A 25,975-nucleotide genomic window follows, 5' to 3' on the forward strand; every position below is an offset into this window, starting at 1 on the left:
CAGTGGAGACGGCAGGACAAGGAGCTGTTTGCGCCTATGAAATCTTTTGAATTCTCTGAGACAGAACGGAAGCTGTTAGAAGAACTCCCGGTAGCTATGTGCGTGTTCCAGCGCGTGGGATGGAAATATCATGTACTTTTGGTGAGTGACGGATATTGCCAGCTGCTTAAGCTGCCGCGAAAGAGCATGCGTGTCACGGAGTCTGGCATGGATCTTATGGTCTACGAAGAGGACATGGCGACACTTGAAAACATGCTTTCATATGTGGAACTTCACCCGGATGCAGTGTATCCGGTTCGTTTGCGTGTCCGCGGAGCAGACAATAGATGTCTGCATCTGCGTTTTACAGGAAAGCCGCGTGAACCGCAAAATGGGGTCCGTCTTGTGTATGTGTCCTGTGTGGACGTGTCGGCTGAGGAGGACATGCACCGCGCTCAAAGCCGTGCAAGGGAGCGTTCGGATCTGCTTCTCGAAAAGGTACTGAGCACGACGGAGGCCGCAATATTCTGGAAGGATGCAGACAGGCGTTTCATTGGCGCAAACAGAGCTTTTCTTGATTACTATGGATTTCCGTCTGTACAGTCGATTCTCGGGAAAACTGATGAGGATCTGGGCTGGAATATTGAAGTTGATAAATTCCGCGATGATGAGAAAAAGGTTTTGGAGGGTGTTTCTACATACAGAGAGTTCGGGCATTGTATACGCAAGGGAGAGGTGCGCGATATTGTAGCCAGCAAGGCACCTCTTTACGAGGACGGAAAAATCGTAGGTCTTGTTGGCTCCTTTGAGGATGTTACACAGGAGCGGCGGCAGCAGAATGAAAACGGAAGACTTACGCATATTTTGGAAAATGTGCCCGCAGGTCTGTGTATGTATCAGCTTTTTTCGGGCGAGTTCGTATGCGTTTTTGTAAACCGCTATTTTACGACAATGACAGGAATACCGATGGAAGCACTGGGCGGAGAGCCTGTAGATGCAATACATCTTTTTCTTGAGCCGGAGGACAGGGAGTGGCTCAGAAAAACTCTTGTTGAGATGGATAAGAGCAAGCGTGATGAAACTGATGGAATCCTGCATATCCGCAAAAAATCAGGGACAGGCTTTGGCTCCTTTTATGTTATCGTCCGCCGCGTGATTTATGCGGCAGGAGTGCGCTATTATGTAAGCTACACTGATGTTACGGAAGAAAAGGAAATGGAGCGCAAGCAGAAGGCTGAGCGGAGGGTTTTGGAAAGGGTTCTGGAAAAGGCTCATATTCTTGTGTGGGAATACAATCCGGAAACACATAAGGCGAACTTTATCAAGACAGCCCATTTTGATTCCGCAATGAAGATACACGGACTGGACGGAGATTCCGTGAATGTTCCTGAATCACTGATAAACAGCATTGCTCCCAACGATCGAAAAAGGTATATTGAGTTTTACCGTGCTGTGCAGAATGGCACATCAGGCTCCATTGACGTTGAGCTGCGCATTCCGGATGAAACAGAGAAAAGGTATGAGCGAATCACATATCTGGTATCCCATGATGCGGACGGTAAGCCGGTTCAGTGGTATGGAATGTCCCAGAATATTACTGCAGAGCTCAGACTGATTGAAAATTATAATCGTGAAAAGATGATGCTGAGGAAGACCAGTCCGGAAAATCTTTTCGCGAAGTCCAGATATAATCTTACCGATAACCGTATGCTGGTTTTCTGGGTGAAGGATAATGCCAAGGGCGTAGAAATAACGCCCGATATGAATTATGATACTGTTCTTGAGGCCATGATGGAGTCGGCTATGGATGAGGCTGAGCGTCAAAAAATAAAGGAGACGCTCGGCAGGGAAAATGTCATACGCAGGCATCGTGACGGAGAACAGACACTTTCTGTGGAGTTTAAGAGGAAGACTCTTTCGAACCGTCTCAGCTGGGCACTGGCAACGGTCAATACCTTTACGCTTTCGGACGGCTCTATTGAGGCATTTACCTACGGTTACGATATTACGGAATCTGTACTAAGCCAAAAGATAATGACGCTTTTGGAGGAGCTTGATTTTGACCTGATAGGCGTTATTGATACAGAAAGCGGCAGATATTTCATGCATGATACCGTTGCACATCCTGATGAAAGTGTCAGAATGTGGGGCGGTGACCTTAATGAACATATAGCTGAGCTTGTACGAGGTCATGTACCGGAAGCAGAGATAAATGAGGCTCTTGAAGCGATGTCGCCGGAGCACGTGCGTTCTGAGCTGAGGCAAAACGGAAGCTACGAGTATGCGATGAACTTCGAAGAAGATGGACAGATTCACAGGAAGCTTGTAAGATTCTGCTATCTTGATTCAAAGCATAATTACGTATTCCTGTGCCGACAGGATATCACAAAAGAATACCGCAGAGAGCTTGAGCGGGTACAAAAACTCAACGCTGCCCTGCAGTCGGCACATCAGGCAGACGAAGCAAAGACGATGTTCCTGGCAGGAATCAGCCATGATATGCGTACGCCGTTGAACGGAATTATTGGTTTTACACGGTTGGCACTGAAAACCGAAAACATGGAGCACAGGCTGGATTATTTGAAGAAAATTGATTCCTCGGGAAAACTCCTGCTTTCATTTGTAAATGACGTTCTTGAGCTTTCACGTCTGGACAGCGGAAAGAATACGATGCATCCGGAGGAAATCCTGCTTAACTCGCTCATTGATGAAGTAGTTGTCCCCGTTCGTGTTTCGGCAGAGCAGAAGTCTGTTCATTTTGTCACGGATATTCCGCAGGGAATGAATGTTTCGGCTTTTGTAGATAAGCTGAAAATGCAGGAGGTTATGCTGAACCTTTTGTCAAATGCGGTGAAGTTTACTCCTGAGCAGGGAACGGTCATGTTCCTGTTTGAGATTTTGGAAGAGCCTATACAGGGCTGCAATACCAGAATTGTTGTGCAGGATACAGGTATCGGTGTCGGACATGAATTTATTTCTAAGATGTTTGAACCGTTCATGCAGGAGCATAATGCGCTGACTAAGAATATTTCAGGCGGAACGGGACTGGGACTTTCCATTGTGAAGCGCATTGTTGACCACATGAAGGGCTTTATAGAGGTTGAGAGCGAACAGGGACTTGGCACTAAGTTTACTGTGCTTCTGCCGATTGAGTACAGGGAAGCAGATGTTCAGGACAATGTAATCCGTATAGAGGATGTTGAGTTCGAAGGTCAGAGGCTGCTTCTCTGTGAGGACAATATGCTGAATATGGAAATAGCAAAAACCCTTCTGGAGGATAAGGGCTTCATCGTAGACTGTGCAGAGGACGGAGTCGAAGGACTGCAGAAATATAAGGAAGCCGGGCCGGATTCGTATGCCGGAATCTTGATGGATATCAGGATGCCGCGTATGAATGGATATGAAGCAGTAGAATGTATCAGAGCACTGGACCGGGAGGATGCGAAGAAGGTGCCGATTATTGCCATGACAGCAGATGCATATCCGGAGGACATTCAGCACTGCCATGATGCGGGAATGAATGCACATATCGCAAAGCCGATAGATCCGGAGGACATGTTCAGGGTACTTGCAAAATGGTGCGCGAAATAGTGTAATTTGGCAGAAGCTGCCTCAGCGCTGTATTAAGTGGAAGGGGTGAGCAGATTGTAATTTAGAGCCAAAGATTTTTTTGAAAAAATAATTTAAAAGTATTGACAGATGCGGAGGTCGGTGTTAATATAATATACGTTGATTGCGAGAGCATGAGACATGGCCTGGTAGCTCAGTTGGATTAGAGTATTTGACTACGAATCAAAGGGTCGGGGGTTCGAGTCCCTCCCAGGTCACCATTTGAATACGCACCCTGTCGATGAGACAGGGTTTTTTGTTGCTTATTTTTGCTGTTTTGGTCCCTTCCTGTTGAATGAGTGAGGTTAAATTAAAAACGCTTCGTATGGAGATTATCCATGCGAAGCGTTTTTTGATGTCTCAGAAGTACATGTTCAAAAGATTACCTACCATGTTGTAGCCGAACTGTGCGGTTGTAGCGCGAACAGAATAGGTTACGTTGGTCTCTGATGTTCCCATCATCTGTGCAGCGCTTGGGAACAATTTGTCCTGCTGCATTTTTGCCGATTTCACTTTGTTATCCATACGCCCTGCGAGACCATCCTTGCCGAGAATGCTTTCGACGGAGGAAGGGCTTTCCTTCAGTGCTGCTTTGAGCTGATCTTCATTGAGCTTGAGTGTGCCGTCGGATTTTACGGATATACCGACCTTCTCAAGGTTGCGGGAGAAATATTTCGCATCGCTGAAGCTGTTTGTGAGATTCGAAATTTTTGTGCTTGTGTCTTTCACTCCGTTAAGGAAAGACATCGCTGTGTTGAACTTGCCGACGAACTTCGATACTGTGTCTGCAACGGCAGCTGTGTTCTTCTCGGTTTCTTCATCCGTTGAGCCTGCGACATTAAAGTTTGTCGTCTTGAGCTTCGCGGCAGCTGTACCCAGGTCATTCATATTGGAGCTGAACTGCTTGTTAAACTGTGCCTTCGTGTTGTCGTATTCCTTCAGAAGTCCTGCAAGCTCAGAGCGGTTCGTGAGGGTTGAGTATGCGGAATTTGTGTTGTACGACGAATTGGTTCTTGAAGTATCGGAGCCGCCCCAAAGAGCGGTGAGGGAGCTGTTTTTTGTGCTTTCACCATATGACAGTCCTTTGGAGGCAATTGAATACATGGTGGCTGTCTGTCTCGCCATCGCACTGATTGTTGCCATATTTAAAATCCCCTTTCCATGGAAAAATGCAGCATATCCTTATCTCTAATTATATTATACTACGACAGGTGATAAATGAAAACTTCTTTATTATTTGTATAATGGCTGTACAGAAATGTTTTGCACTTCCGGCAGTTTTTTTTTATACTATAAAAAAGGAGGCGGTTTTATGAATCTTGATGATACTTTTTGCTTTAAGCTCGGCTTCGATAAAAAGAAGGATGAGAAGGGAAGAGTTTATTATAAGAAAACCTATGGCGCTGGGGCTTATGCTCTTGTTACGGCGCTGGAAGGCCAGGACGATATCGCGGATGACGCTTTTCATGTCGCATATCATAATGAACCGCTGAATGTGCTCATGGAGAACGACTGCGAGAGCCCGATGGGTGGAGAGTTTTTCCTGAGCAATGCGCTGGAAATGACAAAGAATATGAAGAAGTAATGATATACGCAGGCTGCGCAGAGGCATCTTTGCGCGGCTTTTTTATTTTGAGAGAAAGCTGTTGAAGGGAGGGAGAGTGCCATGAAGGAGGAAGCTTTTGCTGAGGTGTGCCGAGAGGCAGGCGGCAAGGCTTATGTTGTCGGAGGATGGGTTCGCGATACAATTCGCGGCGCTCGTCCCAAGGATAAGGATTATGTTGTATGCGGACTCAGTGAGGAAAAGTTTCAGGAGCTTTATCCCACTGCAGAGCGTGTCGGGAAATCCTTTCCTGTGTATCTTGTAAGTATTGACGGGAAAAAATGTGAGGTGGCATTTGCACGCAGGGAGCGAAAAACAGGAAGCGGCTACCGCGGCTTTGACATAGTGAGCTCGCCTGAGCTTACCATTGAAGAGGATTTGTATCGACGGGATACGACTATAAATGCCGCAGCAATAGAGCTTCTGTCAAATAAAATCATAGATCCCTATGGCGCCCGTGGGGACATTGAGGCGCGTATAATACGTCCTGTATCAGAGCACTTTGGGGAGGATCCGGTGCGTGCGCTGCGTGCGGCACGCCAGTCAGCAGAGCTTGGTTTTTCCATCGCTCCCGAGACATATGAGGCAATGCGTGCCTGCGGTGAGGAAATCGGAGACGAGCCGGCAGAGAGAATCTTTAATGAGATGGTAAGGGCTCTTCGCGCTCAGCACCCTTCGGTATTTTTCCGCGCGCTTCAAAAAGCGGGGCTTCTTGCCAAAATTTTTCCTGAGCTTCATGCACTCATAGGAAAAACTCAGCCCATTGAGTTTCATCCCGAGGGTGACGCCTTTGAGCATATAATGGATGTCGTGGACAAGGTGGCAGCGAAAATACCATCGGAAATGGTGCGTTTTGCGGGACTTGTGCATGATCTTGGCAAGGGTGTGACGCCCGAAGAAATGCTTCCGCACCACTACGGGCATGAGCTGAAGGGGCTGGACGTGCTTGAAGCGTGGAACAGCCGCATGACGCTTCCAAAGACGTGGTATCAGGCAGCCGCTTTCGTGATACGTGAACACATGCGCGCGCCTCGTCTCGGGAAGCCCGGAAAGATTGTCAGCCTTTTGCTGGCTGTAGACCGTTCACCGCTTTCGGCATCGGAGTTTAAGGAGATTATACGTGCCGACCATAATACACTGCCTGATTATCTTGAGCGCAGCGAGGAAATCATAGCTATTTTGAAGAAGGTTTCAGGTGCTGATGCCCCGTCCGGCTGCCGGGGGAAGTCTGTTGGAGCGTGGATTCTCGCGGAGCAGATCCGGCAGTACCGAAATTGGCGCAGAACCGGGAAAAATACAGGAGAAGCAGAATGACGCAGATGGCGTTGTTCTGCTTTTTTATGCAGAGACTAAAGTTTCAAAATATTTTTACGGATAAGAGCTCTTTTCAGTGTTCAACGGTATTGCACGACATGCGGTTAAAATTGATGTGAAAATACGACATGGAAAGTTCATAAATAAAGTTATATAATATATACAGCAGTATAATTATCAATGTAAGCTCTGTAATTCTTGCGAGGGAAGAAGCAGAGCGAAGCAAAGAAAGGAAGTCTTTTCATGCCAAAAAAATCCAAAATCAATCTTTCGGATCGTGCTCTGCTCAAATTGGCAGAATTCACGATTTCCGTAATTGCCAGCGCGGAGGCTGTCAAAGAGGCAAAGGATCTCCCGGAGAAACAGAGGAAGGCAGTTGAGGATATGCATTCGACATATCTTTATACCTTCGAACAGATTCAGGATGTTGTTTTCCCACTCGACTGCACACAGGCAGATGTGGACACTGCGATGAATAATCTTGCTGCTACCATTGATAAGAGTGATGTAGCGAAAGAGGCCGTTGAAAAGGTCAAGAAGGAGATTCTTGAGACTGCGGCGGCTATGTAAAGGGATCAATTCAAATACAGGGGCTGCTTAGGCGGTCCCTGTATTTTTGGTTTGAAGAATTTTGAAAATGACAAGCATATTTGTGGTATGATTATTTCATAGATAATAAGGAGGAATAGCTTATGAGCAAAACATTGGTGGCGTATTATTCGGCAAGCGGTGTTACGGCCAAGGTTGCCAAAAATCTCGCTGAAGCAGTGAACGCGGATTTGAAGGAAATCAAGCCGGCTGCAGTCTACAGCAAGGAAGACCTTGACTGGACGAAAAAGACATCACGCTCGTATGTTGAAATGCATGATGCTGCTTCGCGGCCTGAGCTTGCCGAGAAGGCTGACGCATCAGCTTATGATACGGTTTATCTCGGATTCCCGATCTGGTGGGGCGTTGCTCCGCATATTGTCAATTCGTATCTTGAAAGCGGAGACTTTTCCGGCAAAAAGATTATCGTTTTCGCAACGTCAGGCGGCAGCGGTCTGGGAAAATCTTCCGCAGAGCTTCAGCCAAGCGCAAAGGACGCTGAATTTGTCGATGGTGCTGTGCTGAAGGCAGGCATGTCGGTTGAAGAATTAAAGAAATGGGCAGCAGCTTTCTGAGCCTTGCCTGTGTAATTAAAAGAGTGCTTCGCTATGCGGGGTGCTCTTTTTCTTTGCAAAATCATTTAGGAGTTTTAATCAGGATAAGGTATACTGATACATATACGACCGACAGGAGGTCATTGTATGTTCAGAATTGCTATTTACGGAAAAGGCGGTATCGGAAAGTCAACAACGGCAGCGGCACTCTCCTGCGCATTTGCGGAAAAGGGACTGCGCGTGCTTCAGGTAGGCTGTGACCCGAAGGCCGATTCCACGTTATATCTTCACGGAGGTAAGCGTATTCCTACGATTTTGGAGACGCTTCGGAAAAAAAGAACGCAGGCGGAGCTTGAGGATTTGGTTTTTGAAGGCTGCAAGGGTATCATGTGCGCCGAGTCAGGCGGCCCTATACCTGGACTGGGCTGTGCAGGGCGTGGAATAGCGGCGGCATTTGAGGCACTTGATGAGAGAAATGCCTTCGATATCCTGAAGCCCGATGTCGTTCTCTATGATGTTCTGGGGGATGTTGTCTGCGGCGGCTTTGCCATGCCGATACGGGAGGGATATGCGGAGCAGGTGTATATTGTTACCTCCGGGGAAAATATGGCAATATACGCGGCTGCAAACATCGCGATGGCGGTAGCGAACTTTAAGGAGCGCGGCTATGCTTCTCTCGGCGGAGTGATACTGAACCGCCGCGATGTTCCCGATGAAAGGGAAAAGGTTGAAACACTCTGCCGTGACATCGAGTCAGAAATTGTGGCAGATCTTCCGAGAGATAACATGATAGCGGAGGCTGAGAAGACCGGACAGCCGCTTATGGAGGCGTTTCCTGATTCTGCTTTTGCAAAGGAGATTCGCCGCCTTGCTGATTATATCCTGGAGCATGCGCCTCAAAGCTCCGATGAAAGAGGTATTCTATACGCCAGCGCGGATATGGAAGGAAAACGGGCTGCAGACAGGTGTGATTTGTGATGGAAGCTTCAAAGGATTTTCAATACATAAAAGACCTTGACTATGTCTACAGAGCGGACATCGGACTTTCGTATTCAAGTCCCTGCAGGGGCGCATGGAATATTGTGCACTACGGCACTCTGGTACCGGAGGGACATCAGATATATGTATGTCCCGTGAGCTGCCTGAGAGGTGTTGTGCTGACAACGGCAGAGCTGGGCTTCGAAGCCATGAAAAAGCTTTCGACGATTGCCGTGGGTGAGGATAATATCCTGAATGGCGACCTTGAGGAGCAGGTTCTGCACGGAGCAGAGCGTATCATTGAAACCCTTGAAAAGCGTCCCCGCATGGTTATGATTTTCACCAGCTGCATACACCATTTTCTTGCGGTGAATTATCAGCGCGTGTATAAAATTCTCAGGGAGGAATATCCTGATATTGATTTTATCGACTGCTACATGAATCCCATCATGAGAAGAAAGACACCGCCCATGCCGTCCCTCAGGAGGCAGATTCTCCGTGTTCTGAAGCCCGCGGAAAAGGATAAGGGACAGGTTTCATTTATAGGAAACTGCTTTCCCATGAAGGAGCACTGTGATTTAACAAATTTCCTGAGTAGAAACAATATAAGAGTTTCAGACCTTACGACTATGAAGAAATATGATGAGTTTAAGGCAATGGAGCATTCCTGTATAAATTTTACGTTTCATAACGCGGCAGCCTGGGCAGGAAAGGACCTTGAGCTTCGGCTCAATCAGCGGTGGCTCGTTATGCGTGAATCCTATGATTACGATACAATTGATGAAGATATGCGAAAAGCAGCGGAAGCATTGGAGCTTGAACCGTTGAGTGAAGCTGAAATCAAAAAAGAGCGGGAAATGACTGAGGCTGCAGTCGAAAAACTGAAAAAAACACTGGGGGATGTACCTGTCTCAGTGGATGACAGTGCGGTAGACCGTCCCCTTGAGCTTGCTCTGTATCTTCTGCGGCACGGATTTCGTGTTGAATCTGTCATAATGGACGTAAATTCAGAGCCTGAGGAAATCTTCACCGCTCTGCAGAAGGCGAAGCCAGAGCTTAAAATTTATGCGGCTCATGGGTGGAATATGCGGCGCGCCCGTACAAAATTCGATGGTAAGATAATCGGAATCGGGCAGAAGAGCGCGTACCTTAATGATACTTCGTATTTTGTGAACATGACGGAGAATGCCGGACTCTATGGATATGCAGGGATAAGACATCTTATGGAGCTTATCGGTGAGGCTGCCGCTGAGCCGAAGGATATGCGGACATTGATTCAGCAAAAGGGCTGGAACTGTCATATAGAGGAGGGCTGCTGAGTGCGTGACTGGCATGTGCATGTTTTTACATCGACATATACTGCAGATGTTTCGGGCGTTTGCTCCGCAATGTACGAGCTTGGTGGCATGACGATTCTTCATGACCCCGACGGCTGCAACTCCACGTATACCACCCATGATGAGCCGCGATGGTACGGCTCAAAGGCGCTGATGTTTGTTTCGGGACTTGATGAGCTTACGGCTGTTCTCGGAGATGATGACGTGCTCATAAATGATGTCTGTGCCGCGGCGGAGGACTACAAACCGCGGTTTATCACGCTGTGCGGCTCTTCTATTCCGCATATCATAGCCTTTGATTTCAAGGGCGTTGCTCATCTTATCGAGAAAAAAACGGGTATTCCTGTTCTGCCTGTTCCCACTAACGGACTCAGGATGTATACCGTCGGGGTGGGTATGGCACTTCGGGAATGGATAAGGCGGTTTGCCGATTTTTCATTAAAGCCTGAGCCTAAGACAATAAATCTTCTTGGGGTTACACCAATTGATTTTTCCCGGCAGGAGCTTGTGGATGCGATGAAAACGGCGTTTGAAAAACGCGGCCTTGCCGTAAACGCCGTCGGCGCTATGGGCGAAAGCTTTGAACAGCTTCAAAAGGTCTGCCGTGCTTCTGTCAATGTTGTGGTTTCATCGGCAGGACTTCTTCCAGCAAAATTTCTTTCAGATAAAGCAGGAATTCCCTTCGTAGAAGGTACCCCCATAGGAAGCTTTATGACTGATAAAATAGCAGAAGCCGTGCTTCAATCGGAGAAGGACGGCCAAAACTGCAGTGTCTTTGACAGAGGAAAATATTTGGCAAAGGCAGGAAACGACGAATATGCGGGAGCGGAAAAAACTAATCTCATTATTATCGGTGAGGAAGTCTGCTCACTTTCATTGGCCGGTGCAGCAGAAAAGGTGCTTGGAAAGGACGCTGTAATCCGCGCACTTTTTCCTGACGCTGATGAGGGAATAGATGAGGAGGCACTGGTGGACTACATAAACGCCGCCGATGCAGTAATCTGCGACCCGCTTTACCGCAACGCGTTCGGCAGGAGTCATGCAAAACTAATCCCGCTTCCTCATGAAGGATATTCAGGGAGAATTTTTCGTGATGATATTCCTGTATTCCTGGGAGACGGCTTTGACATCAAAGCATTCATTATGGGTATGTGATTGAAGAAAAATTGTTTTCATGATTTTTGAAAAATTTTAATTTTGTTCGTAAATATGTGATATACTGAAAACGATAGAAATTATTATATACGCAGAATGGAAGTGCGCTATGAAAATTCAGGTTGCAGGAAAGGCGAAAATTTTTTCTTCTTTGGCAAGCAAATCTGTATTTTGGATTAGCGCGCTTATTTTTGTTTTGAGCATATTTTATTTCATTCCACAAAATGCAGTTGAGGCGGCTCCCGCGAACAGTGCTTCGAATTCCAATGGCTTGATAAAAGGAAAAAAGGTTCGCGTAGGATACATTTACAGTCCGAATTTTTCCGAAGGAGCTGCCGATAACGCAGTCAAATCAGGCTTTGCCTACGATTATCTGCAAAAAATCTCTTACTATGCCAACTGGAATTATGAGTATGTGTACGGCGCCTGGGCGGATCTTCTCCAGATGCTTTATGACGGTGAAATTGATATTATGGCCGGTGTCTCGAAAACGCCTGAGCGTCTGGACTCCCTGCTGTTTCCTGATTATGCCATGGGCAGTGAAAATTACTATATTTACACTATCGAAGGTAATCCTTTGGGAGCAAAGGGAATTAACGGAATCTCCGGATGCACTGTTAGCGTTAACAGAAACAGCATCATGGAAAGTATATTGAGAGATTGGAATGACAAGGGAAACCGTCAGATAAACATTAAAACCTACAGCGGCAGTGATGAGCGGTACAGTGATTTTGAAGCCGGCAAGGCAGAGGCAACCGTTGATACAGACAATGCGATTTCCGCAGAAAGCCGCCTTGTCCCGCTTACCAAAATCGGACAGTCTGAATATTTTTTGGCGGTAAGTAAAAATAAACCCGATATATTGAGTGAACTGAATGCTGCACTTGACCGGCTGAACTCAACAAATCCGTATTTCGCAAAAAAACTATCCGATCTGTATTTTTCGGAGCTGTCAGTCAGTACAACTCTTCAGAATGATGAAATTGAATGGCTCAGCAGCCATCCCGATATTGTAGTTGGTTATCTTGATGATTATCTTCCGCTTTGTGACATGGATGAAAATGGAAATCCTACCGGAAGCATGATGGACATCATTAACGAAATGCTGACAGATCTTAAGCTCAAGGATAAGGTGAACATGTCCTTCGTGGCTTACAACTCATACGAATCAATGCTTTCCGACCTTCAGACGGGTGTCGTCGATGTGGCATTTCCTGTTAATAATGATGTTGCTCTCGCTGAGAAAAGCAATATTTTTTTGAGCGATGAGGTATTTGCAACACCTATGTACATGATATATAAAGGGGATTTTGCGGATGTAAGGAAAAACCGCATTGCGGCAAAAAGAGGAACCTCCATTGCTGACATGTACATAAAAAGATTTATCCCCGGTGCAGAAGTAGTCTACTTTGATAACATACCTGATATGCTTGATGCGGTTTTGGATGGTTCCGTGGACGGCGCGGTTCTGAATGCTTTCAGAAAGGACGCATATCTCCATAAGGTCTCATACAGTGGTTTGAATTCAGTTCTTCTGAAGGTTCGTGCACGCCGCTGCTTTGCCGTAAAGCGGGGCAACAGAGAACTCTTGTCTGTCCTGAACCGTGGGGTTACAGTTGTACCGCAGGAAATTGTTTTGACTTCCGTAAATTCCTATGCAAGCCGGATGAATGAGCCCACATTTAAGGATTATTTGATGCAGAATATAACTTCTGTCATGTTGATATCCGGGATAGTGATTGCTGTTGTCAGCGTACTTACTGCATATTCCTTCATAATGAGGAGGACGCGGAAAAAGCTTGATTACATCGCGCATCACGACAGCCTGACAGGTCTCTTTAACAGGCTGAGCTTTAATGAAGATTTGAAAAAATGGGATAAGAAGCTGTCTAAGGGAAATGTAGTAGTCGCTGTTATGGATTTGAATGATTTAAAGCGTATCAACGACGGGCTTGGACATGAGGCCGGAGATGAAATTATAGTAGGCGCCGCGGAGTGCATGGAAAAAATACTTTCACCTTTTGGAAGGATATACAGAATCGGCGGCGATGAATTTACGGCGATACTGGATAAGGGCGCAGATGACTGGCCGGGCATTTTGCGGAGACTGAAAGAGAGATTTGACGGCTGGAGTGGAAAATACGTTAATAAGCTGGCGGTTGCCATCGGCACAGCCAAAAGCAGTGACGGCCCGTTTGAAAACATAAATGAAATGTTTGCTCACGCGGATCAGGAAATGTACAAGGATAAGGCTGAGTACTACAAAACGGCAGGGGTTGACAGGCGAAGGTAAGTGACGCTCTGCATTTGAGTTCATGAGGAATAAAAAGAGATTCATCGGCACAATTTATATGTACCGGTGAATCTCTTTTTGTGTGCTTATTTTATTTTGAATTCCAGGCGTGAATGCCGTCGCTATCTCCAAGTGTGTTGGATGAGAAGTCGGGTTCTGTGATACCTGATTTCTTTTTCGTGATGTAATCATCAAGAGCCGCGCAGGCATATTTTGCAAGGCGTGCAATGGCGTAAAGATTGGTAAGGGCGAGGAAGCCCATAAAAAGGTCGGCGAGGTTCCACACGAGAGGAAGCTCGGCAACGCATCCAAAGGCTGCCATGACAACGACGAATACGCGGTAAAGTGTGAGCGGAAGTCTGCTCTTTGTTTCAAAGAAAGCGATGTTGATTTCACCATAATAGTAGTTGCCGATGACAGAGCTGAAAGCAAAGAGAAGAATCATCAGGGCAACTGCTCCCGGGGCAAGCCCGCCGAAAATGCTTTCAAGAGACTTTTGCGTAAGGGCAATGCCTGTCAGCTCACCACCGATGGTGTACTGCCCCGAAAGGAGAACAATAAAGGCTGTGGCGGTGCAGACAATCCAGGTATCAACATAAACACCGAATGCCTGGACAAGTCCCTGCTTTACAGGGTGGGAAACATTGGCGGTAGCGGCAGCGTTAGGCACTGAACCCTCACCTGCCTCGTTGGAAAAGAGACCGCGGCGGATGCCTGTGAGAATCGTGGTTCCGATTCCTCCTCCTACGGCTGCCTGCGGAGTGAACGCGTCATGAATAATGAGGGCGAACATTCCGGGAACCTTGTCGAGATTCATGAGGATGACGGCAAAGGCAGTAAGCAGATAAAGACCTGCCATTATCGGAACGAAATACGCTGTAATACGCGCGATGCGGACCATGCCGCCTGAAATAGAAACTGCCGTTAATATCGCGATAACAGCCGCTGTCAAAAGCGGCGGAACGGTAAATGCCGTCTCAAGGGAAAGCGCGATTGTGTTTGCCTGTACTGAAACATAAATCAGACCGAAGGTAATCGAGATAAGCACCGCGAAGAGCTTTGCTACGGCTGGCTGATGAAGACGGTTTTGAATGTAGTAGGCAGGGCCGCCATGAAATCTGTTTTTACCGCGGGGAAGCTTATAAATCTGTGCCAGCGTGCTTTCGATAAAGCCTGTGGCGCTTCCGATAAATGCAATCAGCCACATCCAGAAAATTGCGCCGGGCCCTCCTGTAACGATAGCGATGGCAACGCCGGCGATATTACCGACACCGACTCTCGAAGCGGTGCTTACGCAGAATGCCTGAAAGGAGCTGACCGTCCCGTGAACCCGTTTGCTTCGGCCGTCCTTCACAAGAAGCCGCAGCATTTCAGGAAGCATTGTAAGCTGCACGAACCTCGTGCGAAGAGTGAAGCCGATACCGCAGGCAATCAGGACAACAATGATAACGTATGTCCATAAAAAATTATTGATATCGGAAACAATAGAATTAAAGAGAACCATAAAGAAATCCTTTCTATATGAAGGTAAAAATTAAACAATGCTTAAACAGCATACTTATCATACCGATTTTTTCTAACTTTTGTCAAGGCTGGAGAACAACGTGAACTTTGTGAGGTGTCCATTGAAATTTTCAAAAACGATAGATTTTTCATTTTCTTTGCAGTGTGGTTGATGTACAATACATATAGATGCTATTTATTGCTTGTTGCGGAAATAAGATTTTTGATACGGAAAGGATGGTTGGAATAATGCTGAAAAAGACGAAGATTGTTTGCACTATGGGACCGTCAACAGAGAAAAAGGGCGTTCTTGACGCGCTTTTGGCAAACGGAATGAACTGCGCACGGTTTAATTTTTCACATGGAAGCCATGAAGAGCACAAGGCACGTATTAATCAGGTGCGCGCGGCGGCTAAGAAGGCAGATAAGGTCGTTTCTTTAATTCTTGATACTAAGGGGCCGGAGATGCGTCTCGGAGAATTTAAGGACGGCAAGGTACAGCTGGAAAAGGGAAAACGTTTTGTTCTGACATATAAGGATACACCAGGTGATGAGACACACGTATCCGTCAACCATAAGAAGCTTTGGCAGGAGGTAAAGCCGGGAGATACGCTGCTGCTTTCGGACGGTCTTGTTGGGCTCAAGGTTGAAAAGATAGAGGGCAAGGATATTGTCACGAAAATATTGAACAGCGGGCAGATGAGCACGAGAAAGCGTGTCGCAGCCCCGGGAGTTGCTCTCGGACTTCCGCCGATTTCCGAGCAGGATGAAAAGGATATAATTTTCGGAATCAAAAATGATATGGATTTTGTGGCAGCATCGTTCATTCAGCGCGTCGAGGATGTAAATGCAATCCGCGAGCTTATCCAAAAGCACGGCGGTCACATGGAGATAATCCCGAAGATTGAAAATCTTGCAGGCGTTAAAAATTTTGATGAAATTCTTGAGGCAGCCGACGGCATTATGGTTGCCCGCGGAGACCTCGGGGTAGAGGTGCCTGCCGAGGATGTTCCTCTGATTCAGAAGGAAATTATCGAAAAATGCAACAAGGCAGGAAAGCCTGTTATTGTCGCAACACAGATGCTGGAGTCCATGACATCCAATCCCCGTCCGACGCGTGCCGAGGTGGCTGATGTCGCCAATGCGATTCTTGACGGGACTGATGCCATAATGCTGAGCGGCGAGACTGCAGGCGGAGATTATCCTGTAGAGGCTGTGCAGACTATGAACCGTATTGCTCTTCGCATTGAAAAATCCCTGAAGTACAAGAGCCTGTTCGAGGAACGGGGCATAATGCGCCGCGCGACAACGGAGGCAATTGCCCATGCAACCGTGCAGGTCGGTTATGAAATAAACGCCAAGGCAATTATTACACCGACCGAGAGCGGCTATACAACCCGTATGGTTTCAAAGTATCGCCCTAAGGCAGTTATTGCAGCAATGACGTACGATGCGAATGTTGCACGTCATCTTAATCTCCACTGGGGGGTATTCCCGATGCTGACCAAAAAACGCTGGAAGAATACCACGGAAATTCTTGAAACAGCGGCTGACATTGCAAAGGGATATGGTCTTGTAAAACCCGGTGACATTGCCGTGATTACATCCGGTATAAAAAATGTAGCCGGAAAAACAAGTACAATGCGTGTTTATACAATTGACTAAATGATGAGGAGAGATTTTTTTGAACAAGAAGGCAGAACTTTTTAACGAATATGTTTCCACATTGGGAAATGACATTTTCAGTATTCAGGAGACACAGGACGATTTTGATACGGTGCTGTTTCGTTCCAGCCTCGAGGTGAAGGACGGATATCAGGTGCCTATGATAGTTGTGCTTGACAACACGGTGTATTCCATCGTTCGTATCTGGGCTGCGCTTCGTTCTGTGACAGCTGAAAACAGCACGAAGATTGCTGACTACATCAATCAGATGAACCGTCAGTTCAAATCCTTTAAGTACTACGTTAACGAGGATGGAGATCTTGTTCTCGATGCCGTTGTTCCGTGTGACGCAGAACATTTCGATGCGAAGCTCATGACAGAGATTATTGACTCTGCGTACGCACATCTGCAGGAGGTATATGTTCTCATTGAAAGTGCTGTAGGCTATGAGATGGAGGCACCTGCTCCTGAGGAAGAATAAGTTGCCAACTTTCATAAGATGTGTTAATATGAAGCGATAGGTTTACATAGTATGGAGGAGGCAGCACATTGCTTACGGTTTTAATGGTACTCGACGCACTGGTTGCAATCGTCCTCATTGCTGCAGTCCTGGGACAGGAGCCGAAGTCAGCCGGCATGGGCGGACTCGATGGCGGAGGAGATACCGTTTTCAGCGGGAAGGCAAGAGGAATAGATGCACTTTTAGCTCGTATTACAGTAGTGTTTGCGGTACTTTTCGCAGCCATTACGCTGGTCATTGCAAAAATGACAATGTAAGAAGACGATTGAAGCGTTCCCGACGTAAAGCCGGGAACGTTTTTGTTCTATGAAGGAGTAGTTTTGAGAGAGGAGTTTGCAGGTGATACAAGAGGGTGCAGAGTCGTTTTTTATGCCGGGAGGCTCTGACGGGGTTCTGCTGATTCATGGATTTACGGGTTCACCGTCAGAGATGCGTCTTTTCGGTGAGGCACTTAACAGAGCAGGGTTTACCGTGCTTGCGGTGCGCCTTCCGGGACACGGAACGACACCTGAGGATATGGAACGCATGACGGCTGAGGATTGGAGAAATGCTGTCATTGACGGGTGGAATGTTTTATCCTCGGTTTGTGAACGCACTGCTGCAGTCGGCGTTTCCATGGGAGCGCTGCTGGCGCTATGGCTCTCTTCGATAAAACCTGTTTGGCAGACTGTATCTCTGGCCGCTCCTATTTATATAAGACAGGCGCGGCAGCTGCATCTTTTGCCGCCAATGGAAGACTGCTGGGGTAAATTTTTGCCGAAGGTAAAAAAGACAATGCACGGAGTACCGCCTGAATACTGCATCTGCTACAGGGTGACTCCGCTTCGTTCAATACATGAGCTTTTGGCGGTTATGGAGGATACGAAGGAACGGCTTTACAAGGTCAAAAACCGCCTTTTGGTTGTGCAGAGCGAGCGGGATCATACGGTAGACGCGGAAAGCGCGCGCTTTATAATGGAGCATGTCAGCTCGTCAGACAAGGAGCTTTTATGGCTCAAGCAGTCGGGACACCGCCTTATGCTTGACTGCGAACGCGAGACCGTTTTTGAAAAAACGGTAATGTTTTTGAAGACAGGGGCAATGTTTTGATATGGAAGAAAAAGTACTGAACCGTAATCAGGCGGAGGGAGACGGATATTGCTTCGGCTGCGGGCCGAATAATCCCTACGGACTTCATCTCGATTTTCGGGAAGAAGGGGAGCGTTTCGTGACGAAAAAGACGCTGACACGTGAATATCAGAGCTATGGCGGAACTGTTCACGGCGGTATCGTGTCTACAATGCTTGATGAAGCTATGGGCGGATATTTGTACGAAATAAGCGGCAAAAGGTCGGTTACGGCACGCATGGATGTGCGTTACAGGCATCCGACGCCTGTTGGCGAAGAACTGACAATTGCAGGATGGATTGATTCGAAAAAAGGAAAATTCGTCAAGATGAAGGCAGAAATAGCTCTGCCTGATGGGACGATAACAGCAGAAGGAACGGCTACCATAGCCGTAATGGAGTGAAATATGAAAAACGAATTTGAAGAAAAAATACTGAGTTATATGAGGGAGACGGTACACCGTCCGATGCCCGCGGAGGAGCTGGCAGCCGGGATGGATTTTTCGGGCGCGGAGCTTGATATGTTTTGGGAAGCTCTTGCAGCGCTTGAAAAACGTGCCGCTGTGATAAAAAACAGAAGCGGTCTTTACGGACTGCCTGAGCATATGAACCTTGTTGTGGGAAAGCTGAGCATGTCCGGGAAGGGATATGGCTTTATAATACCTGACGTGAAGCTTACGGAAGCTGAAACAGATGTATTCGTGCCGGGGGCAATGCTTGGAAGCGCCATGCACGGAGACCGTGTTGTTGCACGTGTTTCGCCGTCGCCTATCCCGGGACGTTCCCGTGAGGGCGAGATTATCCGCATTGTTGAGCGGGCGAACACGAAAATTGTCGGTACATTTGCATCGACGCGCTCCTTTGCTTTTGTAACACCTGACGACCAGAAGCTGGGGCAGGATATTTTTATTCCGAAAAAGGCCTTTGGCGGTGCGAAGAACGGAATGAAGGTCGTCGTCGAAATAACGAAATGGCCTGAGGGACGTCACAGTGCAGAGGGACAGATTACAGAGGTTCTCGGAAAAACGGGAGATCCGGGCGTTGACGTTCTTTCCGTCATGCGTCAGTATGACCTCTCACAGGAATTTCCCCCGGAGGTGCAGGAAGAGGCAAATCATATTCAGCAGACGGTGATGCCGCAGGAATATGAAGGACGCCGCGACCGCCGCGATTTTACAACAGTTACGATTGACGGCGATGATTCTAAGGACTTTGATGATGCTGTCTATGCCGAGCGCAGAAAAGACGGCGGCTGGTTTTTGGGCGTATATATTGCCGATGTGAGCTGGTATGTTCGGGAGGGAAAACCTCTTGACAAGGAAGCTTATGCACGCGGAACAAGTGTGTACCTTGTTGACCGCGTTATACCTATGCTTCCCTTTGAGCTTTCCAACGGTATCTGCAGCCTTAATCAGGGAGAGGACCGTCTCTCCATGGCATGCGAGATGCAGATTTCCCCGAATGGAAATGTGGAAAGCTACGAGATAATTCCTGCGGTTATCCGTGTATATCGGCGCCTGACGTACAATATCGTCAACAAAGTGCTTGTGGACGGAGAGCCTGAGGTAGTCGAGAAAAACAGAGACCTTCTCCCAATGCTGGAAACTCTCAGAGACCTCCGCAATGCGCGCAAAAAGGTGCGCCATGCCCGCGGTTCTATTGATTTTGACCTTCCGGAGATTAAGGTTAAGCTCGACGGAGAAGGTCATCCCATTGAACTTATAAAGCGTGAAGGCTCTCTTTCTGAATCAATTGTTGAGGAATGTATGCTTCTGGCGAATGAAACAGTTGCCGAGCATATGGAAAAGAAGGAGCTTCCTTTCCTGTATCGCGTTCATGAGCAGCCAAGCAGTGAAAAAATCGAGAGACTTAATAATCTTCTCGCAATGTTCGGTCTTCATGTACAGGCAAATGAGGACGGAGAAATCCGGCCAAGAGATGTGGAAAAGGTGCTGGAGCGTGTTGAAGGCAGACCTGAGGAGCGCATAGTAAGTGCTGTTTCTCTGCGTTCCATGCAGCAGGCACGTTATGCAGACGCGAATCTCGGTCATTTTGGACTTGCGGCTACGTACTACACCCACTTTACTTCGCCAATCCGCCGCTATCCTGACCTCATTGTTCACAGGCTTTTGCGTGAGACCTTTGCAAGCGGCACGATGTCGGCAAAAATGCAGGATCATGCCCGAGGCATTCTTCCCGATATAGCGGATCATACCTCACAGCGTGAGCGTGTTGCTGTTGAGGCGGAGCGCGAGACAACGGAAATGAAGGAAATTGAGTACATGACGCAGTTCGTGGGGGAAACCTTTACCGGCGTTATCAGCGGTGTTACGGCATTCGGTCTCTTCGTCGAGCTTGAAAACGGAGTTGAGGGACTCGTTCATGTATCTCGCATGGTCAATGACTACTACGAATACGTTGAGGAACAGTACGCCCTTATTGGAGAACGTACACGCAAAGCCTACCAGCTTGGCGACGAGGTAGAGGTTGTTCTTGTACGTGCAAGCGTTGAAGAAAGAAACATTGATTTCATTCTTAAGGACAACGGTGTCTATGTTCAGGGTGAGTCCGACAAGCCGCAAAAAGGAAAATCATCGGCGAAAAAAGTAAAATCAGAGGCTGCTCCGAAGAAAACAGCATCTAAGAGTAAGGCAAAGACGGCAGCATCGAAAAAGAAGGAAGAAAAAAAAGAAACGGCAAAAAAATCTTCGAAGAAAGCTGTGAAAGCTGAGACAAAATCAAAAAAGACAGCTTCCCAAAAGACTGCCGACAAAAAGACCGCAGAAAAAAAGACCGCCGGAAAGGAAACGGCAAAGCGTTCGTCCTCACGGAAGGTCAATCCGATTCTTGAAGGTCTCCCCAGCAAGGCAGTATGGCCGGATCCGAAGCCGCAGGCCTCCTCTGAGAAGACTAAAGCAGGACGCCGCAAGTAAAAAAATTACCTGGAGGTAGCAGTATGGGAAAGAAAAATCTGGCTGAGCATACGGTCTGTGAAAACCGTAAGGCACGCCATGACTATTTCATACATGAAGCATACGAGGCAGGAATAGAGCTTTTCGGCACGGAGGTCAAATCGCTTCGTGCAGGCCAGGCGAACCTGAAGGACAGCTATGGAACGATAAAAAACGGAGAGCTTTACCTTGAAAATTTTCATATAAGCCCGTATGATCATGGAAATGTTTTCAATCGCGATCCTCTCCGCCCCAAGCGTCTTTTGATGCACAAGGCAGAAATTCTCAAGCTGTTCGGAAAAACGAGGGAAAAGGGCTTCACACTTGTTCCGTTGAAGGTGTACTTCAAACGTGGACGGGCAAAGGTAGAGCTTGCGCTTGTAAGCGGCAAGCACACCTATGACAAGCGCCGCGACCTTGCTGAAAAGGCTGCAAAGCGCGATATGGAACGTGACCTCAGGGAACGTCAGAAATATTGACATGTTTGCGGAAGAAACAGGAGAGAACAGCTATGGAAAAGAGCTTTCAGATTGAGAAGCATTTAATAAGAGCGTTTGCGGTTGTGTGTTTTCTGTTTTTTGGACTGTTTTCCCATGTGCAGGCGGCATCGACAATTGAGCAGGACTACATGTGTGCATGGCTGTCTCTGGCAAGCTACAATGACAGACTCGGACAGATTGCAAGGAGCGAGCTTGATGCCAATGGCTGGAACATGAAGCCCTTCCGCGAAAAAACGGATAAAGCGGATGCCAAATATTTTCTTGTCCGACGGGACGTCCCGGGAGACAGGGCACAGTACATGCTTTCGGTTATGGGGACGACAAGCTGGAAGGATATAGAGAACGACCTGTCCCTTACAAAGATTCCTTTCGGCGGAACTACACCTGAGGAATTTGAAGCCGAAGCGTCAAGGAAAACAATGAGCTCAAAGGAGCCGTTGGTGCACAGCGGCTTCAACGCATATACCCAGACGGCTTTTTTTACGAATAAGGTAAACGGGTGGACGGTAGGAGAGCTGCTTCGTGATGAGCTTCTTGCGCAGCCTGAAAGCCGTATTTGTATAACGGGACACAGCCTTGGCGGCGCGGTTTCTGTTTTGCTTGCGGCAAGGCTTGTTGACATGGGGGTTCCCCCCGAGCAGATTGACGTTGTAACCTTTGGAGCACCTGCTGTGGGTAATGACGCTTTCGCAAAAAAATATGAAAAACTCAATATCCGCAGGGTGACCATGTCAGGAGACCCGGTGAAAGCAGTACTGCAGTCTCTTCGTTCAGGGTACACACAGCTTGGTGAGCAGATGAAAATTGCTCCGCCCAGAGGTTCGGTGAGAGGGGCGCATGAGATGGTTGGATATCTTGACGGTATTCTTCGGGAATATTACGATACGATACCACCGGATTACAGTCTTGCCCCCGGAGTTAAGCCTCGTGTATATTTTGTGGCCGGTGCGGGACTGGATGAGCCCGTAGCAGGAGATGCGCCGTATATTTTCCGTGCCGCGGCAGACCTTTTGCATCGGCAGATTCCGGGGCTCGTTGTAGCAAGGGACAGTGAAATGCCTGACACATTATTCGGTGTCGCTTCTGCTGCACGGGCAAATGGCTGCAAATATGCTGTTGTTCATAACTATGAAACTCAGCGTCAAAAAAATACGCGCGGTTATTATGATTATGAGGTAACACTGACAGAAACCGTGATAGATGCTAAAGGAAATGTGCTTTCTGTTCAGCAGATGACAACAAGCACAAACAGGATGTCTGTGGTGCTTGCAGGCTTATACAACGCAGTAGCCGGAAAAGAAATGCGGGAGACTGTGCTTTCGGCTGATAAATAAAAAATAAGACCCCGCCGGGGAGCGGGGCCTTTTTGTGTGCCTGTGCTGAAGAGTGTGTTCAGTGTTTTAGGAGTGGGGTATCAACTAATGCCTCAGGACCGGAAAACAGGGGTGGGTCCGAGACTACTGTTCGGTGGTTTGTGTACAGCAAGCACAGACACGGGGAATGCAATTTTGTAATGTAAACCAATTTTCTCTATTTATATAATAACATTATTATCGAAAATAATCCATAGTTTTTTTTCATGATAAAGATAAATAAAAATTAATTTTGTATTATGGAGAAATCGAAGGAGATAACGTGAGGGTTTATGATTTATGCAGATACAGCAGAAGCACGGTTTATTGACAGACCTAACAGATTTATCGCCCATGTGGAGCTTGACGGGCGGACGGAGACAGTGCATGTAAAGAATACGGGACGCTGCAGGGAGCTTTTGCTTCCCAACATACCTGTGGTACTGGAGAAATCTGATAATCCAAACCGAAAGACGAAATATGATCTGATTGCAGTGAGAAAAAAGAAACTTGGCTGGATTAACATAGACAGTCAGGCTCCCAATAAGGTAGTAAAGGAATGGCTGACCAAGCAGGATTTTGACGTTGTCATACCGGAATATTCCTACGGTGACTCCAGGATTGATTTTTATATGGAAAAGGGAAACAGAAAATATCTGCTGGAGGTAAAGGGCTGCACTCTTGAAATTGGCGGGACAGGATATTTTCCCGATGCACCGACTGTCAGAGGAGTCAAGCACATAAGAGAGCTTATGAAGGCACAGAAGCAGGGATTTTGGTGCGGTATTGCCTTTGTAATTCAGATGAATGGAATCGATGAGGTTCTTCCCAACACGGAAACTCATCCCGAATTCGGAGAAGCGCTTTCACAAGCAAAGCAGGCAGGTGTCCACGTGCTGAATCTTACGTGCAGTGTCGATAAAAATTCCCTTGAGATAACAAGCCCCATCAGAATAACCTGAAAATGCACAAATATATATGCCGTGATATACGAAAAGAAGGCACTCCTTAAGTGGAATGCCTTCTTTTTTCGTGTCCTGTTTTACTTTTTCATTTGATACCTGCAGCCTGGGAAATTCAGGGTTGCGAAGTAATCGTCCAGAGTTTCGGCGCGGCGGATGAGTTCTACCGTTCCGTCCTCCTTCAGAAGAAGCTCAGCGCTTCTGAGCTTTCCGTTGTAGTTGAAGCCCATAGCGTGACCGTGCGCACCTGCATCGTGGATTATTATACGGTCTCCTATGGAGATTTCAGGAAGCCAGCGGTCTATGGCGAATTTATCATTGTTTTCGCAGAGCGAGCCTGTTATATCATATACATGGTCACAGATAGCATCCTCTTTTCCGACGACGGTGATGTGATGATATGCACCGTAGAGTGCAGGGCGCATGAGGTTTGCCATGCAGGAGTCGAGACCGATGTAGTCCTTGTAGGTTTTCTTTTCGTGAAGCACGGTGGACACCAGCCATCCGTAAGGGCCTGTGATAGCACGGCCTGATTCCATTGCGATAGCAAGACCGCCGAGGCCTGCAGGTTCTATGATTTCCTTGTAGACCTTATGAATGCCTTCTCCTACATATTCAAGGTCTACAGCGTTGTCCTCAGGATGATATGGAATTCCGATACCACCGCCAAGATTTACGAATTCAAGCTTAATTCCTGTTTCTTTGTAGATTTCAACCGCCGTATTGAACATAAGACGGGCGGTATTGATGAAGGCATCGGAATGAAGCTCATTGGATATTACCATGCAGTGGAGTCCGAATCGCTTTACACCGCGGTCCTTGGCAATTTTATATGCCTGAAGGAGCTGGTCGTGCATAAGTCCGTATTTTGCTTCCTCAGGACGTCCGATGATGTCGTTGCCTGCAATGCACGCTCCCGGGTTGTAGCGGAAGGAAAGAACCTCAGGGAAGCCCGCGTTCTTTTCAAGATAGTCGATATGAGAGATGTCATCGAGATTTATGATGGCACCAAGCTCGATTGCACGCTGAAATTCATCCGCGGGTGTGTCGTTGGAGGTGAGCATGATTTTTTCTCCGCCTATGTTTGCCATGTGGGAGAGCTCAAGCTCTGCGATGGAGCTGCAGTCTGCTCCGGCGCCTTCCTCCTTCATGATTTTAAGGAGTGCCGGGTTTGGTGCTGCCTTTACCGCGAAATATTCGCGAAAGGACGGAGCCCAGGAAAAAGCCTTAAAAAGGCGGCGGAGATTTTCGCGGATAGCTTTTTCATCGTAAATGTGAAATGGTGTAGGATATTTTTTTATAACTTCCTCAAGCTGTGCCTGATTCAGAGGGAATGTTTTCTTCGTCATGTTGTCTGCCTCCTGTGGTTAGAGTGTGTCGATTAAAGTTGAGATAAACAGGTATGCACCGACTGAACCTATTCCAAGGCCGATGTACCAGAAGTATATGTGTTTTACAAGAGCCGCGAGAGAAACCAGCAGAATGGCAATCTGCAGATAGGTCAGTGCTTCGGCGAAGCGCCCCTGAAATGCAAGGGATTTATCACGCAGGCTTTCGGCAGCCTTTGCTTTTTCGCTGATTTCTTTTTCCTCTGCTTTGTAACGCTCTATTGTCGACTTATATTTCTCCGTAGTTTTTGCTTTCGCTTCGGCATCAAGGGAGGGATTCATTTTCATCTGGTCCAGCTGCACCTTGTAGGTGTTTTCCTTGAGGCTTTTTGCCTGATAATAAGACCAGCCGTCCGAGGCCTGATTCTGCGCAAGAATTGCCTTGTTGCCGTAGGCTCCTGCCTTCAGTGATGCAAAGGTGGCGCATATTGCAAGGAAAAGCGCAGAAAGCGCGATAAGCTGTGTTACGCGCTCAGAGAATTCTTTCTTTTTTGGTTCTTCTTTTGTCTGTTCGTCTGCCATAATAAGTCTCCTTTTATCTATTTAATGTTATACTTTACAAGTGTACATATACAAAAATATTATACCTGAGAGATTTGAAAATGCAAGAGAGAACCA

General features: G+C 47.3%; 22 protein-coding genes and 1 tRNA gene. 19 read left to right on the forward strand and 4 right to left on the reverse strand.

Annotated features, from left to right (window positions below; genetic code table 11):
- Window positions 1–36: 36 nt before the first annotated feature.
- Both BUA83_RS01495 and BUA83_RS01500 read left to right on the forward strand, forming a co-directional pair.
- A complete protein-coding gene (locus BUA83_RS01495) occupies window positions 37–3,570 on the forward strand; it encodes an ATP-binding protein (protein ID WP_072934409.1) in 3,534 nt (1,177 codons plus the stop codon).
- Between the two features lie 161 nt (window positions 3,571–3,731).
- A tRNA-Arg gene (locus BUA83_RS01500) sits at window positions 3,732–3,809 on the forward strand.
- 139 nt (window positions 3,810–3,948) lie between these two features.
- Here BUA83_RS01500 and fliD read toward each other — a convergent pair.
- Entirely contained in the window at window positions 3,949–4,731 is a 783-nt protein-coding gene (fliD, locus tag BUA83_RS01505) for a flagellar filament capping protein FliD (protein ID WP_072934410.1), read from the reverse strand.
- Between the two features lie 169 nt (window positions 4,732–4,900).
- On the opposite strand from fliD, the gene BUA83_RS01510 reads away from it, so the two are divergent.
- The 8 genes from BUA83_RS01510 (at window position 4,901) to BUA83_RS01545 (ending at window position 13,410) form a co-directional block, all read left to right on the forward strand.
- Window positions 4,901–5,173 (forward strand): hypothetical protein, encoded by a 273-nt coding sequence (locus tag BUA83_RS01510; protein ID WP_072934411.1) that lies wholly within the window; start codon window positions 4,901–4,903, stop codon window positions 5,171–5,173.
- A gap of 81 nt (window positions 5,174–5,254) precedes the next feature.
- Window positions 5,255–6,505: a tRNA nucleotidyltransferase/poly(A) polymerase-related protein gene (locus BUA83_RS01515; RefSeq protein WP_072934412.1), complete on the forward strand. Its 1,251-nt coding sequence runs from the start codon at window positions 5,255–5,257 to the stop codon at window positions 6,503–6,505.
- 243 nt (window positions 6,506–6,748) lie between these two features.
- Complete coding sequence (locus tag BUA83_RS01520; protein WP_072934413.1) at window positions 6,749–7,075, forward strand: hypothetical protein; 327 nt, start codon at window positions 6,749–6,751, stop codon at window positions 7,073–7,075.
- A 122-nt stretch (window positions 7,076–7,197) separates the two neighbouring features.
- On the forward strand, window positions 7,198–7,668 hold the full coding sequence (locus BUA83_RS01525) for a flavodoxin (protein ID WP_072934414.1): 471 nt from the start codon (window positions 7,198–7,200) through the stop codon (window positions 7,666–7,668).
- Window positions 7,669–7,794: 126 nt separating this feature from the next.
- Window positions 7,795–8,625 (forward strand): nitrogenase iron protein NifH, encoded by an 831-nt coding sequence (locus tag BUA83_RS01530; RefSeq protein ID WP_072934415.1) that lies wholly within the window; start codon window positions 7,795–7,797, stop codon window positions 8,623–8,625.
- Window positions 8,625–9,944: a nitrogenase component 1 gene (locus tag BUA83_RS01535; RefSeq protein WP_072934416.1), complete on the forward strand. Its 1,320-nt coding sequence runs from the start codon at window positions 8,625–8,627 to the stop codon at window positions 9,942–9,944. Before BUA83_RS01530 ends, BUA83_RS01535 begins: the two co-directional genes overlap by 1 nt.
- On the forward strand, window positions 9,945–11,117 hold the full coding sequence (locus tag BUA83_RS01540; RefSeq protein WP_094756397.1) for a nitrogenase component 1: 1,173 nt from the start codon (window positions 9,945–9,947) through the stop codon (window positions 11,115–11,117).
- A gap of 109 nt (window positions 11,118–11,226) precedes the next feature.
- The gene (locus tag BUA83_RS01545) at window positions 11,227–13,410 is read left to right on the forward strand and encodes a diguanylate cyclase domain-containing protein (protein WP_072934417.1); all 2,184 of its coding nucleotides are present in this window, start codon (window positions 11,227–11,229) and stop codon (window positions 13,408–13,410) included.
- A gap of 91 nt (window positions 13,411–13,501) precedes the next feature.
- Here the strand turns inward: BUA83_RS01545 and BUA83_RS01550 are convergent, their stop codons facing one another.
- Window positions 13,502–14,914 carry an alanine/glycine:cation symporter family protein gene (locus tag BUA83_RS01550; RefSeq protein ID WP_072934418.1) on the reverse strand — a complete coding sequence of 471 codons (1,413 nt, stop codon included), beginning with the start codon at window positions 14,912–14,914 and terminating at the stop codon, window positions 13,502–13,504.
- A 248-nt stretch (window positions 14,915–15,162) separates the two neighbouring features.
- Here BUA83_RS01550 and pyk point away from each other — a divergent pair, with 248 nt between their 5' ends.
- The 9 genes from pyk to sfsA all read left to right on the forward strand — a co-directional run bounded on the left by pyk (window position 15,163) and on the right by sfsA (window position 23,969).
- Window positions 15,163–16,578: a pyruvate kinase gene (gene pyk, locus BUA83_RS01555; RefSeq protein WP_072934419.1), complete on the forward strand. Its 1,416-nt coding sequence runs from the start codon at window positions 15,163–15,165 to the stop codon at window positions 16,576–16,578.
- Window positions 16,579–16,597: 19 nt separating this feature from the next.
- Window positions 16,598–17,059: a type III secretion system chaperone family protein gene (locus tag BUA83_RS01560; protein WP_072934420.1), complete on the forward strand. Its 462-nt coding sequence runs from the start codon at window positions 16,598–16,600 to the stop codon at window positions 17,057–17,059.
- A gap of 83 nt (window positions 17,060–17,142) precedes the next feature.
- Window positions 17,143–17,355: a preprotein translocase subunit SecG gene (gene secG, locus BUA83_RS01565; protein WP_072934688.1), complete on the forward strand. Its 213-nt coding sequence runs from the start codon at window positions 17,143–17,145 to the stop codon at window positions 17,353–17,355.
- Between the two features lie 82 nt (window positions 17,356–17,437).
- On the forward strand, window positions 17,438–18,187 hold the full coding sequence (locus tag BUA83_RS01570; protein ID WP_072934421.1) for an alpha/beta hydrolase: 750 nt from the start codon (window positions 17,438–17,440) through the stop codon (window positions 18,185–18,187).
- A 1-nt stretch (window position 18,188) separates the two neighbouring features.
- Window positions 18,189–18,608 (forward strand): PaaI family thioesterase, encoded by a 420-nt coding sequence (locus BUA83_RS01575; RefSeq protein ID WP_072934422.1) that lies wholly within the window; start codon window positions 18,189–18,191, stop codon window positions 18,606–18,608.
- 3 nt (window positions 18,609–18,611) lie between these two features.
- On the forward strand, window positions 18,612–21,137 hold the full coding sequence (rnr, locus tag BUA83_RS01580) for a ribonuclease R (protein WP_072934423.1): 2,526 nt from the start codon (window positions 18,612–18,614) through the stop codon (window positions 21,135–21,137).
- Between the two features lie 23 nt (window positions 21,138–21,160).
- Window positions 21,161–21,634 carry an SsrA-binding protein SmpB gene (gene smpB, locus BUA83_RS01585; RefSeq protein WP_072934424.1) on the forward strand — a complete coding sequence of 158 codons (474 nt, stop codon included), beginning with the start codon at window positions 21,161–21,163 and terminating at the stop codon, window positions 21,632–21,634.
- A 32-nt stretch (window positions 21,635–21,666) separates the two neighbouring features.
- Window positions 21,667–22,989, forward strand: coding sequence for a lipase family protein (locus tag BUA83_RS01590; RefSeq protein WP_072934425.1), 1,323 nt, complete (start codon window positions 21,667–21,669; stop codon window positions 22,987–22,989).
- 311 nt (window positions 22,990–23,300) lie between these two features.
- Window positions 23,301–23,969 (forward strand): DNA/RNA nuclease SfsA, encoded by a 669-nt coding sequence (gene sfsA, locus BUA83_RS01595; RefSeq protein WP_072934426.1) that lies wholly within the window; start codon window positions 23,301–23,303, stop codon window positions 23,967–23,969.
- 80 nt (window positions 23,970–24,049) lie between these two features.
- On the opposite strand, the gene BUA83_RS01600 is transcribed toward sfsA, so the two are convergent.
- Window positions 24,050–25,318, reverse strand: coding sequence for a diaminopimelate decarboxylase family protein (locus BUA83_RS01600; RefSeq protein WP_072934427.1), 1,269 nt, complete (start codon window positions 25,316–25,318; stop codon window positions 24,050–24,052).
- An 18-nt stretch (window positions 25,319–25,336) separates the two neighbouring features.
- A complete protein-coding gene (locus BUA83_RS01605; RefSeq protein WP_094756398.1) occupies window positions 25,337–25,879 on the reverse strand; it encodes a DUF4337 domain-containing protein in 543 nt (180 codons plus the stop codon).
- Between the last annotated feature and the right edge of the window lie 96 nt (window positions 25,880–25,975).

Source organism: Schwartzia succinivorans DSM 10502 (assembly GCF_900129225.1).
GTDB lineage: Bacteria > Bacillota > Negativicutes > Selenomonadales > Selenomonadaceae > Schwartzia > Schwartzia succinivorans.